Below are 15,852 nucleotides of genomic sequence, written 5' to 3'. Positions count from 1 at the left end.
AGCGACGCTCCGGGCGCGCGATCAGGCGCCGGTGTAGCGGCGCAGGACCAACGAGGCGTTGGTGCCGCCGAAGCCGAAGGAATTCGAGAGCGCCACGTTGATTTCGCGCTTGCGCGCGACATGCGGCACGAGGTCGATCTTCGTCTCGATCGACGGATTGTCGAGGTTCAGCGTCGGCGGCGCAATGTTGTCGCGGATCGCCAGCGCCGAGAAGATCGCTTCCACCGCGCCGGCAGCGCCGAGCAGGTGGCCGATGGCCGACTTGGTTGAGGACATCGAGATCTTCGACGCGTGTTCGCCGACCAGGCGCTCGACGGCGCCAAGCTCGATCGTGTCGGCCATGGTGGAGGTGCCGTGGGCGTTGATGTAGTCGATATCGGCAGCCGTCAGGCCGGCTCGCTTCAGCGCCATCTGCATGCAGCGATAGGCACCGTCGCCATCTTCCGACGGAGCGGTGATGTGGAACGCATCGCCCGAAAGGCCGTAGCCGACGACTTCCGCATAGATCTTGGCGCCACGGGCCTTGGCATGCTCGAGCTCTTCGAGGATGACGACGCCGGCGCCCTCGCCCATGACGAAACCGTCACGGTCGATATCGTAGGGGCGCGAGGCCTTCTGCGGATCGTCATTGTGCTGGGTCGATAGCGCCTTGCAGGCGGCAAAGCCGGCGAGCGAGATCCGGCAGATCGGCGATTCCGCACCACCGGCCACCATGACGTCGGCATCGCCGAGCGCGATCAGGCGGCTCGCATCGCCGATCGCATGCGCGCCGGTCGAACAGGCGGTGACGACAGAGTGGTTCGGACCGCGCAGCTTGTGGCGGATCGACACCTGGCCCGAGGCAAGATTGATGAGCCGGCCGGGAATGAAGAACGGCGAGATGCGGCGGGGACCCTTGTCGCGCAGCGTGTAGCCGCCTTCGACGATGCCTTCGAGACCGCCGATGCCCGAACCGATCAGCACGCCGGTCGCGATCTGGTCTTCATCGTTCTCCGGCTTCCAGCCGGCATCGGCCAGCGCCATGTCGGCCGCTGCCATCGCGTAGACGATGAACGGATCGACCTTGCGCTGCTCCTTCGGCTCCATCCAGTCGTCGGCATTGAAGGTAGCATCGGTGCCGTCGCCGAAGGGAATGCGGCAGGCAATCTTGGCAGGAAGATCCTCGACCTCGAATTCGGTCACCTTGCGCGCGGCATTGTGCCCGGCAAGCAGGCGCGCCCACGTCGCCTCAGTTCCGCAACCCAAGGGAGATACCATGCCGGTACCGGTGATAACGACACGTCTCATAGTCCGCGACCCACCCTGACTTTTCCATTTCAGAGCCGGATCGGACCACGTGTAACGAACCCGATCCGGGCATCCATTTTAAGGTTCTTATTCACGATCAGAGGGATATGCGGGAAACGCTTGCTGATCGAAATCCCCGCTCAGCGCGGGATAGCCCACTTCCCTGGGCTGAAACGGGCCGCTTTAGGCGGCCCGTCCACGGCCGAAGCCGCTTTAAGGTATTAGGCCTGAGCCTTTTCGATGAACTTGACGGCGTCGCCGACAGTCAGGATCGAGTCAGCAGCGTCGTCCGGGATTTCAACGCCGAATTCTTCTTCGAAAGCCATGACCAGTTCGACGGTGTCGAGCGAGTCCGCGCCGAGGTCGTCGATGAAGCTTGCGCCTTCGCTGACCTTTTCGGCGTCGACGCCAAGATGATCAATAACAATTTTCTTTACGCGTTCTGCGATATCGCTCATGTCGGAGTTCCTCGACCTTCGTTTCTGTAGGCGCCTATTCCGGCACCGGTACTCTTCTGTAAGCCTGATAGACCAAGACGGCCCACCCGGCAATCCATCCAACCGGAACTGCGGCAAACCCAAGGCAGCCAAGGCTGCCGGGCACCTGGCGGGACCGGTCGACTGCTAACAGTCATGGCCCGATTAACACGGTTTAACGCTGTCGCAAAGTCCGAAAATGCCTGTCATTCGCTTGCTCAACATTGAATTTCAGGCATTTGGCAGGCGGCGTCCCGGGACGTTGAAGATCGCCCACCGCACAATCTCGGCGGGCGGCCCGTCCTGGAAAGCGGATCAGATCATGGCCATGCCGCCATTGACGTGAATCGTCTGGCCGGTGACGTAGCCCGCTTCGTTGGAAGCGAGGTAAACGACCGCCGAAGCGATTTCAGCGCCGGTGCCCATCCGCTTCATCGGGATCGCGCCCATGATCGCGTCCTTCTGCTTGTCGTTGAGCTTGCCGGTCATCGCGCTTTCGATGAAGCCCGGAGCCACGCAGTTGACCGTGACGTTGCGCGTCGCGATTTCCTGGGCCAGCGACTTGGAGAAGCCGATCATGCCGGCCTTGGAGGCGCAATAGTTCGCCTGGCCGGGGTTGCCGGTGACGCCGACGATGGAGGTGATGTTGACGATGCGGCCGAAACGGCGACGCATCATCGGATGGGTGAGTTCGCGCGTCAGGCGGAACACGGCCGTCAGGTTCACTTCGAGAACGGCATCCCAGTCCTCGTCGCTCATGCGCACGAAGAGACCGTCCTTGGTGATGCCGGCATTGTTGACGAGGATGTCGACGCCGCCAAGCTCGGCTTCGGCCTTCTCGCCGAGCGCCTTGACTTCGGCGCGGTCGGAAAGGTTTGCCGGGAAGAGCTGCACGCGATCGCCAAGTTCGTTGGCAAGCGCTTCCAGCTTTTCGACGCGGGTGCCGTGCAGACCGACGGTCGCGCCCTGGGCGTGCAGCATGCGGGCGATTTCTTCGCCGATACCACCGGATGCACCGGTAACGAGAGCCTTGCGGCCGGAAAGATCAAACATCTCTTTGATTCCTTATAACTGGAGCGCCTAGGCGTTCGCTCAGGCGAGCAAGGCGGCGAGTGCTGCGTCGATATCGGCGGGCGTATTGACGGCGATACCGTTGACGGTCTTGTCGATGCGGCGGGCAAGCCCGGTCAGGACCTTGCCGGAGCCGAGTTCATAAAGCGTCGTGACATTGTTGGCGGCAAACCATTCGACCGTTTCGCGCCAGCGGACCTGGCCGGTGACCTGCTCGACCAGCAGCCGGGCGATCTCGTCGGCATCGCTGACCGGGGCGGCGAGCACGTTGGCGATGACAGGCACCACCGGGTTACGCTTCTCGACCTTGGCCAGCGCCTCGCGCATCGCGTCGGCAGCCGGCGCCATCAGCGCGGAATGGAAGGGGGCAGAGACCGGCAGCATCAGAGCGCGCTTGGCGCCCTTTTCGGAAGCGAGTGCTGCGGCCTTCTCGACGGCAGCCTTCTCGCCGGAGATCACCAGCTGGCCGCCACCATTGTCGTTGGCGATCTGGCAGGAACCGAGCGCGGAGGCTTTGCGGCAGACGGCTTCGACATCCGCATGTTCGAGGCCGATGATCGCCGCCATTGCGCCCTTGCCGACGGGAACCGCCGCCTGCATGGCGTTGCCGCGGATGCGCAGGAGACGCGCCGTGTCGGCAATGGAGAAGGTACCGGCAGCACAGAGCGCCGAATATTCGCCGAGCGAATGGCCGGCGACGAAGGAAACCTTGGACTTGAGGTCGAGGCCCTTGGCTTCGAGCACGCGAATGACGGCCATCGATACGGCCATCAGCGCCGGCTGGGCGTTCGCCGTCAGCGTCAGCGTTTCCTCGGGGCCGTTCCACATGATCTCGGACAGCTTCTGGCCGAGTGCTTCATCGACTTCGGCAAAGACGGCTGCCGCTTCCGGAAAAGCGTCGGCCAGATCCTTGCCCATGCCGACAGCCTGGCTGCCCTGGCCTGGAAACGTGAATGCAATGCTCATGGGATCGTCCCTTCCCTAGATCACTAGGATTTCGGGTCGGCGCGACACGAAATCCTAGTGATCGGTTCTTATGAGTTAGAGCGGGATGCAGGCAGAAACCATACATCTCCGGCTTCCTCTCCATTCACATTCCTTACCGACGAGTCAAGCTTGGAGGCCGGCACGGACACGGCCGACGGGGCCTTTTGCCCTTGATCTTCAACAATCAAGGCGTAAGTTTGCCGCCCGATGTCGCTCTGCCCTACCCGATCACCAGGGTCGAGGCGACCGCTCCATTCCCGGCGCCAGCGCCCCTTCCTCCCAGGTCGGCGCCGCCCTTCACAAGGATACTTATCTAGATGCGCTACAACACGCTTGGCCGCACCGGCATCAAGGTCTCGGAAATCTGCCTGGGCACCATGACCTGGGGTTCACAGAACTCCATCGCCGAGGCGCACGAGCAACTGGATTACGCCTTCGAAAAGGGCGTTAACTTCATCGATACGGCCGAACTCTACCCCACGACCCCGCTTTCGCCGGAGACCTATGGCGACACGGAACGCTTCATCGGCGAATGGCTGGCCAGGCGCGGCCGGCGCGATGAGGTCGTCGTTGCGACCAAGGTCGCCGGCCCCGGCCGCCCCTATATCCGCAACGGCAACCCGACGACACCCGAGGGCATCGACCAGGCGATCGACGCCAGCCTCAAGCGGCTGAAGACAGATTATGTGGACCTCTATCAGCTTCATTGGCCGAACCGCGGCCACTACCATTTCCGCAATGCCTGGTCCTATGACCCGTCCAGGCAGGACAAGGATCATGTCGCGAGTGACCTCCGGGCAATCCTCGACAAGCTCGGCGACCTCGTGAAGGCCGGCAAGGTCCGCGCCATCGGCCTCTCCAACGAAACGGCCTGGGGCACGATGAAGTTCATCGACATGGCGGAGCGTCATGGCCTGCCGCGCGTCGCCTCGATCCAGAACGAATACAACCTGCTTTACCGCGCCTACGACCTCGACCTGTCGGAGCTGTCGCACCACGAAGACGTGGGCCTGCTCGCCTATTCGCCGCTCGCCGCCGGCCTCTTAAGCGGCAAGTACCTCGATGGCGCCAAGCCGAAGGGCTCGCGACTTTCGATCAACGGCGATCTCGGCGGCCGCTTCACGCCGCACCAGGAACCGGCCGTCGAAGGCTATGTCAAACTGGCACGCGAGCACGGCCTCGATCCGGCGCAGATGGCCATCGCCTTCTGCCTGGCGCGGCCGTTCATGGCTTCCGTCATCATCGGCGCGACCTCGATGGAGCAGTTGAAGACCAACCTTGGCGCCGTCGACCTTACGCTGTCGCAGGACATCGTGAACGGGATCCGGCGGCTGCACCGGATCTACCCGATGCCGATCTGAGCGTGAGACCAGATCGCCGATGCCGGTACCCCAGACGAAAGCGGAACTGCTTGCGGCGATCGACGTCCAGTTCGCCAGGCTGATGCGCGAGCTGGAACGGGTTCCTGACGAGCGCTACCGCGAACCGTCGCTCGAAGGCCACGCCAAGGGCACGATGATGAGCGTCGGCGACCTCGTCGCCTACCTCATCGGCTGGGGCGAACTGGTGATCAAATGGATCGATCGCGATCAGCGCGGCGAGCTGGTCGACTTCCCCGAGACGGGCTATCAATGGAACGAACTCGGACGGCTTGCGCAGAAATTCTATGCGGACTTCCACGCTCTTTCGCCGGGCGAGCTTGTCGCCAGACTGAAGCGCAGCAAGGCGACGCTCGAGGTACTCATCAGGGATCGCGACGAGCGGACGCTTTACGGGCGGCCATGGTACGGAAAATTCACGCTCGGACGCATGATCCAGTTCAATACTTCCTCTCCCTATGCCAACGCCCACGGCCGCCTGCGCAAATGGAAAAAGGTGAACGCGCTGGCGTAGAAAGCGGAAAAGACGCGGCAAGCCTTGCCTTCCGCGGAAAAATGCGTATAAGCGCGCTGTTCGAAATGCCCGGTCTTCTGGCTGGTGGCTGAACGGAGGGCCGGCTTCCTCGAGGGGAGCCGTTAGGATTGCACGTCTTTCCGGCCTCCCGTGTCTCCGCTCTCGACCGTCTCGATACAACACTTTCTTGCCGGCTGCCTGCAGCCACTAAGAACAGTCGTTGAGGCTTAGCCGCCGAGGTCCGGGCTGATTAACGCAAGAAAGGCAAGCCACAATGGCTCTTTATGAACACGTATTCCTGGCCCGCCAGGACATCACGCCGCAGCAGGTCGACGGTCTCGTCGAGCAGTACAAGGGCGTGCTCGAAGCAAACGGCGGCAAGGTCGGTCGCGTCGAGAACTGGGGCCTGAAGTCCCTCACCTACCGCATCAAGAAGAACCGCAAGGCTCACTACGTTCTCATGGACATCGATGCTCCGGCAGCGGCTGTTCACGAAATCGAGCGCCAGATGCGCATCAACGAAGACATCCTGCGCTACATGACGATCGCCGTCGAGAAGCACGAGGAAGGCGCGTCTGCCATGATGCAGAAGCGCGACCGCGACGACCGTCCGCGCCGCGATGGCGACCGTCCGGAGCGTGGCTTCGGCGACCGTGGTCCGCGTCCGGACCGTGGCGACCGCGAAGACCGCCCGCGCCGTCCGCGCGAAGACCGCGCGTAATCAAGAAGCTTTAGGAGATTAAGACAATGGCTGAAGTTTCTTCCGCTCCGGTTCGTCGCCCGTTCCACCGCCGCCGCAAGACCTGCCCCTTCTCGGGCGCAAACGCTCCGCGGATCGACTACAAGGACATCCGTCTTCTGCAGCGCTACATTTCCGAGCGCGGCAAGATCGTTCCTTCCCGCATCACGGCCGTTTCCCAGAAGAAGCAGCGCGAACTCGCCCAGGCGATCAAGCGTGCACGCTTCCTCGGCCTGCTGCCCTACGTCGTTTCCTAAGAACGGCTGACTCTCCGTCAGTCTTCTGACTCGACGGAACCCGACTTGTTGGGAGAGGCGCTCCCCTAAGGTGAGCGCCTCTTTCTCTCCCTTCCGCGATGGGCGCGGATCGGAACCGGCGCGATGCGCCAAAATCCCATGCTGGGGCTGCGCTTTGGCCATCCCCTAACTGCACGAAGCAGGACAGCGAACGTGACGAATGTGAACAGGACATCGCTGCTGACCGGCGTTCTCGCCGGCTTTACCGCCGCCCTCTTGTCGATGGGCGCGAATACGCAGTCGTCTCTTGCGATCGTCCTTTATGCCGCTTCGGCACTTCCAATCCTGATTGCCGGCCTCGGCTGGGGCAATGCCGCAGCGATCACCGCGATCGTCACGGCCGGTGCCACCGGTGCCGTTCTCGTTTCGCCCTACTTTGCGCTGCTGATCCTCGTTGTCACGCTGATCCCGGCCGGTTGGCTGAGCCATCTCGCCAATCTCGCCCGCCCGGCGTCCGAACTCGGCGGCCCGGACGAGGCGCTTGCCTGGTATCCGCTCTCCGATATCCTCAGCCATCTCGCCGGTCTGGTGACCGTCGGCATGATCATCGTCGGCGTGATCGTCGGTTATGGAGCCGATATCTCCGATCGCATGGTCGATATCGTCATTCAGGCCGTGAAGGCGCAGGACAGCGCCTACAACCCGGATGCGGCTGCCATCGCCCAGATCAAGTCGCTTTTCACCCTTGCTTTGCCGCTCGTCCAGGGCGCGATCTGGGTGCTGATGCTGTTTACCGCCTACTACCTCGCCACCCGCATCGTGCAGATGTCCGGCCGGTCGTTGCGCCCGCGCGAGGACATTCCGTCGACGCTGCGCATGCACCGCAACGCGATCTTCATCTTTCTCGGCGGCCTGGTCCTCACCTTCCTCGGCGGCGCACCCGCAACGATCGGCGCGCTGATCTGCGGAACCTTCGGCGCGGGCTTCCTGCTTGCCGGTTTCGCCTCCTTCCATTTCCGCACACGCGGCAAGTCCTGGCGGCTTCCCGTGCTGTGGATTGCATACCTGTCGGTGCTCGTGTTCACGATCCCGGCATTCTTCTTCCTCCTGTCCGGCCTGATCGATACGCGACGCACCATCGCGGTCACGCCGGTTGGAAAAAACTGACCAACGAACTGGAACTCTGAAAGGAAACCAACATGGAAGTCATTCTTCTCGAACGTATTGCCAAGCTCGGCCAGATGGGCGAAACCGTAAAGGTTCGCGACGGCTTTGCCCGTAACTACCTCCTGCCGCTCGGCAAGGCGCTGCGCGCCAACGCTGCCAACAAGGCCCGTTTCGAAGCTGAACGTTCGACGCTCGAAGCCCGCAACCTCGAGCGCAAGTCGGAAGCCCAGGCTGTTGCCGAGAAGCTCGACGGCAAGTCGTTCATCATCGTCCGCTCGGCTGGCGAAACCGGCCAGCTCTACGGTTCGGTTGCTGCCCGCGACATCATCGAAGTGCTCGCTGCCGAAGGCTTCAACGTCGGCCGCAACCAGGTCGACCTCAACCAGCCGATCAAGTCGATCGGCCTGCACAAGGTCACGCTGCACCTGCACTCGGAAGTCGAGATCTCGGTTGAAGTCAACGTTGCCCGTTCGGCCGAAGAAGCCGGTCGCCAGGCAAAGGGCGAAAGCCTGACCTCGGCCGACGCCATCTACGGCGTTGACGAAGACGCCCTGAAGCCGGAAGACTTCTTCAACCCGGAAGCCGAATTCGAAGGCGAAGAAGAATAAGCCTTAAAGGCCATTCAACACGCGAAAGCCCGGATCATCGATCCGGGCTTTTTTCTTGGTTGCGCGGCCGTTTCTGGCAATGGCTCTGTGGGCCACGGCCGTCTTATCCGTGGGCAGCAACAGGCGCGACACCGATGTTCGCCTGGTCCGGTGCAACGCGCACCGGCGCGTCCTTGTCGACGCGCACGACGACCGAAAGGCCGGGCGACAGCATTTCCGCCAGCGGCTGGCCGGGATCGACGACGATGCGCACGCCGACGCGCTGGGCCACCTTGGTGAAGTTGCCGGTGGCGTTGTCCGGACGGATGATGCTGAACTCCGAACCGGCGGCGGGCGAGAACCGCTCGATATGCCCCGTCAGCTCGTTCCGCTGCAGCGCGTCGACCGCGATGGCGACGGGTTGACCCGCCTTCATGCCGTCGAGCTGCGTTTCCTTGAAATTGGCGACGACCCAGACGTCGTTCGGCACCAGCGCCAGGAGTTGCGAGCCGGCCGTCACATATTGACCGATCCGCGCGCCGATCTCACCGAGACGGCCGTCCCGCGGCGCGACGATGCGGGTATTGTCGAGATCGATTCGCGCGAGTTCGACGGCCGCTTCCGCCCCGCTCACCGCGGCTTGCAATCCGGCACGCGCGCCAAGCGTCGTCGCCAGCGCCTGCTTCGACACTTCCAGCCCGGCCTCTGCCTGGCTCACGGCAGCGCCGGCCTGCTCAAAGCCTGCACGCGCCTGGTCGGCATCACTGCGGGTCGAAACACCCTTTTCCGCGAGCGGGCGGATGCGGTCCCAGGTCGCCCGGGCCCGATTGAAGGCAGCCTTGGCACCATCGAGCTGCGCCTGGCTGGCGGCGATGCCCGCCTTGGCGGAAAGCTCCTGCTGAAAGGAATTGGCAAGTGCGGCTTTCTGCCCGGCAAGCGTGGCTTCCGCCTGCGCCACCTTCTGCGCATAGATGCGGTCGTCGATCTTGACCAGCAGTTGCCCGGCCTTGACCGTCTCGTAGTCGTGCACCGGAACGTCGGCGACATAGCCCGCAAGCTGCGGGCTCATGATCGTTACAAAGCCGCGCACATAGGCATTCTCCGTCGATTCCACCGAACTGTGGAACGGCGGCAGCCGCCAGGCGTAGAGCACAAGGGCGATACCGGCGATGCCGGCGAGAAGAACGATGATGCTCGTGGGAGAGCGCAAGGATTTCAACATGGTCGTCAACTCTGTCAATCAGGTGGCCGGCATCGGCGCAGGAGCGGACAATCTCTGCCTGAGCCAGTTGTAGAAGATGTGCAGCAGCAGCCCGGCGAGCGCGAAAAGCGCGACCGCCGAGGCAAGCAGGAAGGCGTCGTTGTAGGCGAGGATGTAAGCTTCGCGGGTCACCTGTTGTGACAACAACACGGTGCCCTCGCCGCCGAGCAGGGTCTTGTCGCCCATCACCTTGGCGTAGGCGGCGGAAAGCTGGTTGACGCGCTGGGCAACCAGAGGGTTCGAGAGCACGATCTGTTCCGCGAGAAGGTTGGAATGAAACTTTTCACGGATCGTGACGAAGGTACCGAAGGCGGCGGAGCCGATCAGGCTGCCGATGCTCTGGGTAAAGAGGAAGATCACGATGAAGCTGAGGATATAGCTCGGCCCCTTGGCGAGCGCCGCCTTGAAGCCGCGCGCCATGGCCGGCGGCAGGAAGAGCGCCGTTCCGGACGCGATCATCGCCTGGCTCAGATACATCTGCTCCGGCCGTGTCAGGCTGGTCGCCTGGCTGTCCATGTAGGCGCCGGCCGCCAGGAGGCCGAGTGCCAGAATATGCACGCGCTCCGCATGTTCAGGATTCATCAGCGCGGCGCAAAGCAGACCGCCGCCGATGGCCGCAGCAAGGATGATCCAATAGAGGGTTGCGACCTGCTCGAACTGGAGACCGAGCTGCTGGTAGAAGTTCGCAGCAACAGTCGATTGTTCGGAGGCGACCAGCCGGAAAATCAAGAGAACGGCGGCAAAGTGCACGATCTCCTTTGAAGCGATCCAGCGCACGTCGATCAACGGCACCGGGCGATAAAGCTCGATCAGCACCGCGGTCGTCAGCGTCGCTATCGAGACGACCAGCAGGACGCCGAGCCAAGGAGCCTCGAACCACCAGTAGAGGCGCCCCATGGTCAGGACCACGGCGAGGCAGCCGAAGGCGACGGCGACGAGGAGGTAACTCAGGATATCCATGCGCTGGATAACCTTGGCATGCGGGACCGGCGTCAGCGGCAGCAGGTAGATGATCGGCAGCGCGATCAGCGCCAGCGCCATTTCCAGCGTGTAGAGCGCATGCCACTGGCCATATTCGATCAAGGTCGGCGAGATCAGGCGGGTGACCGGCGCGGAAATCGTCGTGCAGGTGAGCGCCAGCGCCAGCCCGACGGTCAGTTTGCGCGCCGGCGGAAAGGCTTCGAGCATGTAGAGGAAGCCGAGCGTCGACATCGGTGCGGCGGCAATGCCGCTGATGAAGCGCACGACGATCGCCGAATGCAGATCGGAAACGAAGACGTTCATCAACGAGACGACGACGAAACCGGCGATGCTGATTTCGGCAAAACGGCGCAGCCCGTATTGGGCGCGGATCTTCACCAGCGCGATCGACAGGCTGACATTCGGCGCCATGTAGGCCGCCGAGAGCCAGCCGGCTTCGATGGAGGTCGCCGAAAGCGAGCCCTGGACCTGCGTAAGGTTGGCGAGCGCCAGGTTCATGCCGAGCCCCTGCGTCAGGAACAGGAGCACGGAGCCCAGGACATAGACCGCCGAAAGCAACAGACCTTTCTCGACGGGGGCCGGCACGGGGGTTGGCGCCGGTTCCGGCGCAATAACGGTTTCTCCGTGTTGGTCCTCGTCGACGGCCTCCGCGGCCTCAAGCTCGGAGGCAAGGCGATTGTCGTTTGCGGCGGCCGTCGCGACTGCGCCCATCGCCGTCACTCCCGCGCCAGCGACTGAACATTGTCGGCGATCGCACGAACCACCCGCTTTGTCACGGCAAGCTCGGCTGCGTCGATGCCTTGCAGCACTTCGGCCCGGATTTCGTCGGCAAGCCTGAGGATCTCGTCGGCAACGGTGCGGCCGAGTTCGGTCATATGGATCTGCTTGGCGCGTCGGTCGGAGACCTCGACCCGCCGCTCGATGAAGCCCTGCTTCTCCATGCCATCGAGCAGGCGCACCAGTGTCGGGGTCTCGATGTCGAGTTCGTCGGCGAGCTCCCGCTGGTTCAGGCCATCCTTCTTCGTCAAGGCGAAGAGCGCGCGGGCACGCGACAGCGTCAGCCCCTTCTCCTTCACCCGCGCATCGAACACGGCGCGCAGCTTGCGATTGAGCAGCGACAGGGCATCGAACAGTTCGCGGTTCACCGTGGGCTGATACATTGGTATCTTTTCCATATTACTAGCATGCTAATTATTCTGCCTCTATCTAATCCAAATGCGGTGGATTTTCAAGATGCGGATTTGAGGCAGAGGGCGACGGCGCTACACTTCGTTTCGTTGGGAAGGTTCGGGTGATTCGCGGCGTCAACGACCAAATTTGTGACGACGGCATAATCCGCATATTTGCGAGCCCCCGCCTGTGGATCAGTCGAACAACGGGAACAGCGCCGGGCGCGGTGACGTCGCTTCGCGACTGTGTCCCTCGTGCACTTGACCCGGCCCGCGCTAAAACGCAAACCGGTGCCACACCAGACAGAGGCAGAGATAAACGAATGAACGAAGCGTCGCGAAAGCTATCCCCTATCGGCAAGGATCAGGCGGACCAGCACTACCGCGAGGCCCCGAACAACCTCGAGGCCGAGCAGGCGCTGCTTGGCGCGATCCTCGTCAACAACGACGCGTACTACCGCGTCTCGGACTTCCTGAAGCCGGTGCATCTGCACGAGCCGCTGCACCGCAAGATCTACGAAGTCGCCGGCGACATCATCCGCATGGGCAAGATGGCGAACCCGGTCACCATCAAGACCTTCCTCAAGGCCGACGAGAAGGTCGGCGACGTGACCGTCGCGACCTATCTTGCGCGCCTTGCCGGCGCTGCCGTCTCGATCATCAACGCCGAAGACTATGGCCGGGCTATCTATGACCTGGCGCTGCGCCGTTCGCTGATCACCATCGGCGAGGACATGGTCAACATCGCCTATGACGCGCCGCTCGACATGCCGCCGCAGGGCCAGATCGAAGACGCCGAGCGCCGTCTGTTCGAACTTGCCGAGACCGGTCGATACGACGGCGGCTTCCAGTCGTTTAACGACGCCGTGGCGCTCGCCATCGACATGGCCGGCCAGGCCTTCGAGCGCGACGGCAGCCTTTCGGGCATTTCAACCGGCATCCTGTCGCTTGATGGCCGGATGGGCGGCCTGCAGCGTTCCGACTTGATCGTGCTTGCCGGACGCCCCGGCATGGGCAAGACCTCGCTTGCCACCAACATCGCCTACAACATTGCTGCGGCCTACGAGCCGGAAGTCCAGGCTGACGGCTCGTTCAAGGCCAAGAACGGCGGCGTCGTCGGCTTCTACTCGCTCGAAATGTCGTCCGAACAGCTCGCCACCCGTATCATCTCCGAGCAGACCGAAGTGTCGTCGTCGAAGATCCGCCGCGGTGACATCTCCGAGGCCGATTTCGAAAAGCTCGTCGCCTGCTCGCAGATGATGCAGAAGGTGCCGCTCTATATCGACCAGACCGGTGGTATCTCGATCGCCCAGCTTTCCGCCCGCGCCCGGCGCTTGAAGCGCCAGCGCGGCCTCGACTGCCTGGTGGTGGACTACATCCAGCTCATGACCGGCTCGGGCAAATCCAGCGACAACCGCGTGCAGGAAATCACCCAGATCACCACCGGCCTCAAGGCGCTCGGCAAGGAGCTGAACGTTCCGATCATCGCGCTCTCGCAGCTCTCCCGTGGCGTCGAAAGCCGCGAAGACAAGCGGCCGCAGCTGTCCGACCTTCGTGAATCGGGCTCGATCGAGCAGGACGCCGACGTCGTGCTCTTCGTGTTCCGTGAGGAATACTACGTGAAGAACCTGGAGCCGCGCGACGAGTTCGACCCGAAGTACGAAGAATGGAAGATGAAGATGGAGCAGGTGAAGGGCACGGCCGACGTGATCATCGCCAAGCAGCGTCACGGACCGACCGGTACCGTGAAACTCGCCTTCCAGTCGGAATTCACGCGCTTCACCGATCTCGCCGATCCATCTTTCACCCAGTACGAAGAACACTAGGGTTCCGTGGGGGCGGCCGGAGCGGGCTGGGAAAAATGTTTGCGGTTTCCCAGCCCGCTCTCAATTTCAAATGGCACGTGCCTTTTGAAGCGCGCCGCGCCAGCACAAACCTCTCAGAACACGAGGCGCAGCAGCGCTACCGAGACGACACCGACGGCGACCGATACCAGGAGCGGCAGCCGCATGGCGGCCACGGCCGTCGCGGCAGCGGCGATCGTTTCCGCCGGGCCAGTCACGAAGGCCGTCGGCGCGATAACCGCCATCAGCACGGCCGGTGGTATCGCCTCCAGTGCGCGCTTCTGGCTTTCCCCAATCGTCACATACCGGATCAGCACGAGGCCGCCGATGCGGGTCGCGATCGTCGCAACCGCCATGGCGACGATGGCGAGCAGTGTATTTGGATCGACGGTCATGCATGGGCCTCCTTGCGTGCACCGGAGAGAAGCGCGGCCACGACCCCGGCCGCAGCCCCGGCAGCGATGTACCAGACCCCTGGCAGCAACTGATGCGTGAGCACGGCGGCACAAGCGCTAGCCACCAGAACGGTACCCGTCTCCCGTCCTTTCCAGAACCCCATGACCAGCACGATGAAGACGGCGGGGAACGCAAAGTCGAGGCCGGTAACCTTCGGATCGCCCAGGAAGGCCCCAAGCAACGCGCCCGCAAGGCTCGTCAGCACCCAAAGGCAGTAGAAAGGCACCGCAAGGCCCGCATACCAGGCAGGCGTCAGCTTGCCGTTGCTCGCCCGCATCTCGGCCATGGCCCAGATCTCGTCGGCCAGAAGCAGCATCGAGGCATAGCGGGCCGGGCCGGAGAAACTATCGATCTTGCCGCCGATCGAAGCGCTCATCAGCACATGGCGGATGTTGACGAGCAGCGCCGAAAAGCCAAGCGCCGCCCAGGACGCCGGATGCGTCCAGATATCCATCGCGACGAACTGGGACCCGCCGGCAAAGACCAGCGCGCTCATCAGCGCCACCTCGGCCGGCGCAAGTCCCTTGCTCGCCGCCACCGCACCGAACACGAGGCCGACCGGCATGACCGCGACGATCAGCGGCGTCATAGCAACCGCCGCCGCCCGAAATTCCTGGAACGCACTTCTTTCCTGCAACGTCCACGTCTCCATTCGCGCGATGCGCCGCCCTTCCACACAGGCGCGCGATCGCAATTGCCCGAGTGTTCTAGGACTCGGGCTGCGGATCGTCTTGAACGAAAGTGATCAGCCGGCGCGGAAGGCCCCAGGGGTGACGCCGGTGCGCGCCTTGAAATGACGGCTGAAATGCGCCTGGTCGGCGAAGCCGCATTGATAGGCCGCGTCCACCGCCGACCAGCCGTGCCGCAGCAGCGTCTTTGCCGCCCGCACGCGCTTGTCGGTCAGGAACGCATGCGGGGTGATGTGGAACTCCTTGCGGAACGCGCGGATGAGGTGGGCGCGGCTGAGGCCGGCGACCTTCGCCAGTTCCTCGAGCCCGACGTCCTCGGCATAGTTTTCCGCCAGGAAGTCGCGCGCCCGGTGCACGGCCGATTGCTCGCGCGTTTCGATCGGCGTGATGATCGTGCTGCCGTGGCGCTCGAACATCGCGGCAAGCACCGCGAACATTTTTTCCTCCGCCTCGAGCGTCGCCCCCGACACTTCGAGCGTGCGGTGGGCCTGATGGAAGGAAAGAGCCAGGTCCGGCGCCTGCAAAACACGCTTGGAGAAGGATGGCGTGCCCTTGAAAGCGCGTCCGGTGACATCCTCGATGATGCTCACCAGCAGTTCGGCGCTCGGATAGACCATGCGATAGCGATAGCCGCTGCCGCCCGGATGACCGTCGTGAATTTCGTCGGGATTGATCAGATAAAAGTATCCGGGGCCGGCCTCCGAACGCTCGCCCTTGATCTTGCTGATCTGCGAGCCGGCCTCGATGGCGCCGATGCTGAAGGTTTCGTGCGCGTGCGGCGCAAATTCATGGGTGATGAAGGTCGCCGTCAGACATTCCATGCCCATGAAGCGGGAATCCCGCCAGAAGCGCGTGCGCTCGGCGCCCTCTATCGGCATGACATCGATGGCTTCTTCCTGCGAGATTGTCTGCATGGCAAAACCATAGTGCGCCTGCGCGGCTGCGTCTTGCACAAAAGTGCTCGTTTGCCTGGTCCATCCGCGAGGGCGCTGCGACAGGGGAATATTTG

At 63.0% G+C, this 15,852-nt stretch carries 17 protein-coding genes; 7 read left to right on the top strand and 10 right to left on the bottom strand.

Going from position 1 to position 15,852, the window contains the following annotated elements; all coding sequences use genetic code 11:
- Nucleotides 1-21 precede the first annotated feature (21 nt).
- The 4 genes from fabF to fabD form a co-directional block, all read right to left on the bottom strand.
- Nucleotides 22-1,287 (bottom strand): beta-ketoacyl-ACP synthase II, encoded by a 1,266-nt coding sequence (gene fabF, locus IB279_RS06130; protein ID WP_034803942.1) that lies wholly within the window; start codon nucleotides 1,285-1,287, stop codon nucleotides 22-24.
- Nucleotides 1,288-1,508: 221 nt separating this feature from the next.
- Nucleotides 1,509-1,745 carry an acyl carrier protein gene (locus IB279_RS06125; RefSeq protein ID WP_003531676.1) on the bottom strand — a complete coding sequence of 79 codons (237 nt, stop codon included), beginning with the start codon at nucleotides 1,743-1,745 and terminating at the stop codon, nucleotides 1,509-1,511.
- 333 nt (nucleotides 1,746-2,078) lie between these two features.
- The gene (fabG, locus tag IB279_RS06120; protein ID WP_034803959.1) at nucleotides 2,079-2,816 is read right to left on the bottom strand and encodes a 3-oxoacyl-[acyl-carrier-protein] reductase; all 738 of its coding nucleotides are present in this window, start codon (nucleotides 2,814-2,816) and stop codon (nucleotides 2,079-2,081) included.
- Nucleotides 2,817-2,855: 39 nt separating this feature from the next.
- Nucleotides 2,856-3,800: an ACP S-malonyltransferase gene (gene fabD, locus IB279_RS06115; protein WP_113188267.1), complete on the bottom strand. Its 945-nt coding sequence runs from the start codon at nucleotides 3,798-3,800 to the stop codon at nucleotides 2,856-2,858.
- A gap of 338 nt (nucleotides 3,801-4,138) precedes the next feature.
- Between fabD and IB279_RS06110 the strand changes: the two genes are divergently transcribed.
- The 6 genes from IB279_RS06110 (at nucleotide 4,139) to rplI (ending at nucleotide 8,464) form a co-directional block, all read left to right on the top strand.
- Nucleotides 4,139-5,182, top strand: coding sequence for an aldo/keto reductase (locus IB279_RS06110; RefSeq protein WP_113188266.1), 1,044 nt, complete (start codon nucleotides 4,139-4,141; stop codon nucleotides 5,180-5,182).
- Between the two features lie 19 nt (nucleotides 5,183-5,201).
- Nucleotides 5,202-5,714, top strand: coding sequence for a ClbS/DfsB family four-helix bundle protein (locus IB279_RS06105; protein WP_113188265.1), 513 nt, complete (start codon nucleotides 5,202-5,204; stop codon nucleotides 5,712-5,714).
- Between the two features lie 274 nt (nucleotides 5,715-5,988).
- Nucleotides 5,989-6,435, top strand: coding sequence for a 30S ribosomal protein S6 (gene rpsF, locus IB279_RS06100; protein WP_034803973.1), 447 nt, complete (start codon nucleotides 5,989-5,991; stop codon nucleotides 6,433-6,435).
- 26 nt (nucleotides 6,436-6,461) lie between these two features.
- Entirely contained in the window at nucleotides 6,462-6,710 is a 249-nt protein-coding gene (gene rpsR, locus IB279_RS06095; protein WP_025426448.1) for a 30S ribosomal protein S18, read from the top strand.
- A 192-nt stretch (nucleotides 6,711-6,902) separates the two neighbouring features.
- Nucleotides 6,903-7,856, top strand: a complete 954-nt coding sequence (locus IB279_RS06090) for a membrane protein (protein WP_034803975.1) — start codon at nucleotides 6,903-6,905, stop codon at nucleotides 7,854-7,856.
- A 32-nt stretch (nucleotides 7,857-7,888) separates the two neighbouring features.
- Entirely contained in the window at nucleotides 7,889-8,464 is a 576-nt protein-coding gene (gene rplI, locus IB279_RS06085) for a 50S ribosomal protein L9 (RefSeq protein ID WP_034803982.1), read from the top strand.
- Between the two features lie 103 nt (nucleotides 8,465-8,567).
- Here rplI and IB279_RS06080 read toward each other — a convergent pair whose 3' ends face one another.
- Genes IB279_RS06080 through IB279_RS06070 form a run of 3 tightly spaced genes read right to left on the bottom strand, consistent with a single transcriptional unit; the run spans nucleotide 8,568 to nucleotide 11,845 of the window.
- Entirely contained in the window at nucleotides 8,568-9,665 is a 1,098-nt protein-coding gene (locus IB279_RS06080) for an HlyD family secretion protein (protein ID WP_113188264.1), read from the bottom strand.
- Nucleotides 9,666-9,683: 18 nt separating this feature from the next.
- Complete coding sequence (locus IB279_RS06075) at nucleotides 9,684-11,396, bottom strand: MFS transporter (protein ID WP_090294612.1); 1,713 nt, start codon at nucleotides 11,394-11,396, stop codon at nucleotides 9,684-9,686.
- A gap of 5 nt (nucleotides 11,397-11,401) precedes the next feature.
- The gene (locus IB279_RS06070) at nucleotides 11,402-11,845 is read right to left on the bottom strand and encodes a MarR family winged helix-turn-helix transcriptional regulator (RefSeq protein WP_034803983.1); all 444 of its coding nucleotides are present in this window, start codon (nucleotides 11,843-11,845) and stop codon (nucleotides 11,402-11,404) included.
- Between the two features lie 332 nt (nucleotides 11,846-12,177).
- Between IB279_RS06070 and IB279_RS06065 the strand changes: the two genes are divergently transcribed.
- Entirely contained in the window at nucleotides 12,178-13,680 is a 1,503-nt protein-coding gene (locus tag IB279_RS06065) for a replicative DNA helicase (RefSeq protein ID WP_043611355.1), read from the top strand.
- A 113-nt stretch (nucleotides 13,681-13,793) separates the two neighbouring features.
- On the opposite strand, the gene IB279_RS06060 is transcribed toward IB279_RS06065, so the two are convergent.
- The 3 genes from IB279_RS06060 to IB279_RS06050 form a co-directional block, all read right to left on the bottom strand.
- Nucleotides 13,794-14,093, bottom strand: coding sequence for an AzlD family protein (locus IB279_RS06060; RefSeq protein ID WP_034803985.1), 300 nt, complete (start codon nucleotides 14,091-14,093; stop codon nucleotides 13,794-13,796).
- On the bottom strand, nucleotides 14,090-14,743 hold the full coding sequence (locus IB279_RS06055; RefSeq protein ID WP_113188263.1) for an AzlC family ABC transporter permease: 654 nt from the start codon (nucleotides 14,741-14,743) through the stop codon (nucleotides 14,090-14,092). Before IB279_RS06055 ends, IB279_RS06060 begins: the two co-directional genes overlap by 4 nt.
- A gap of 156 nt (nucleotides 14,744-14,899) precedes the next feature.
- The gene (locus tag IB279_RS06050; protein WP_060604336.1) at nucleotides 14,900-15,757 is read right to left on the bottom strand and encodes an AraC family transcriptional regulator; all 858 of its coding nucleotides are present in this window, start codon (nucleotides 15,755-15,757) and stop codon (nucleotides 14,900-14,902) included.
- Between the last annotated feature and the right edge of the window lie 95 nt (nucleotides 15,758-15,852).

It is taken from the genome of Ensifer sp. ENS06 (assembly GCF_014852205.1).
GTDB lineage: Bacteria > Pseudomonadota > Alphaproteobacteria > Rhizobiales > Rhizobiaceae > Ensifer > Ensifer adhaerens.
The sequence above is the reverse complement of the archived record's forward strand: the minus strand, read 5'-3'. Positions and strand labels throughout refer to the sequence as shown.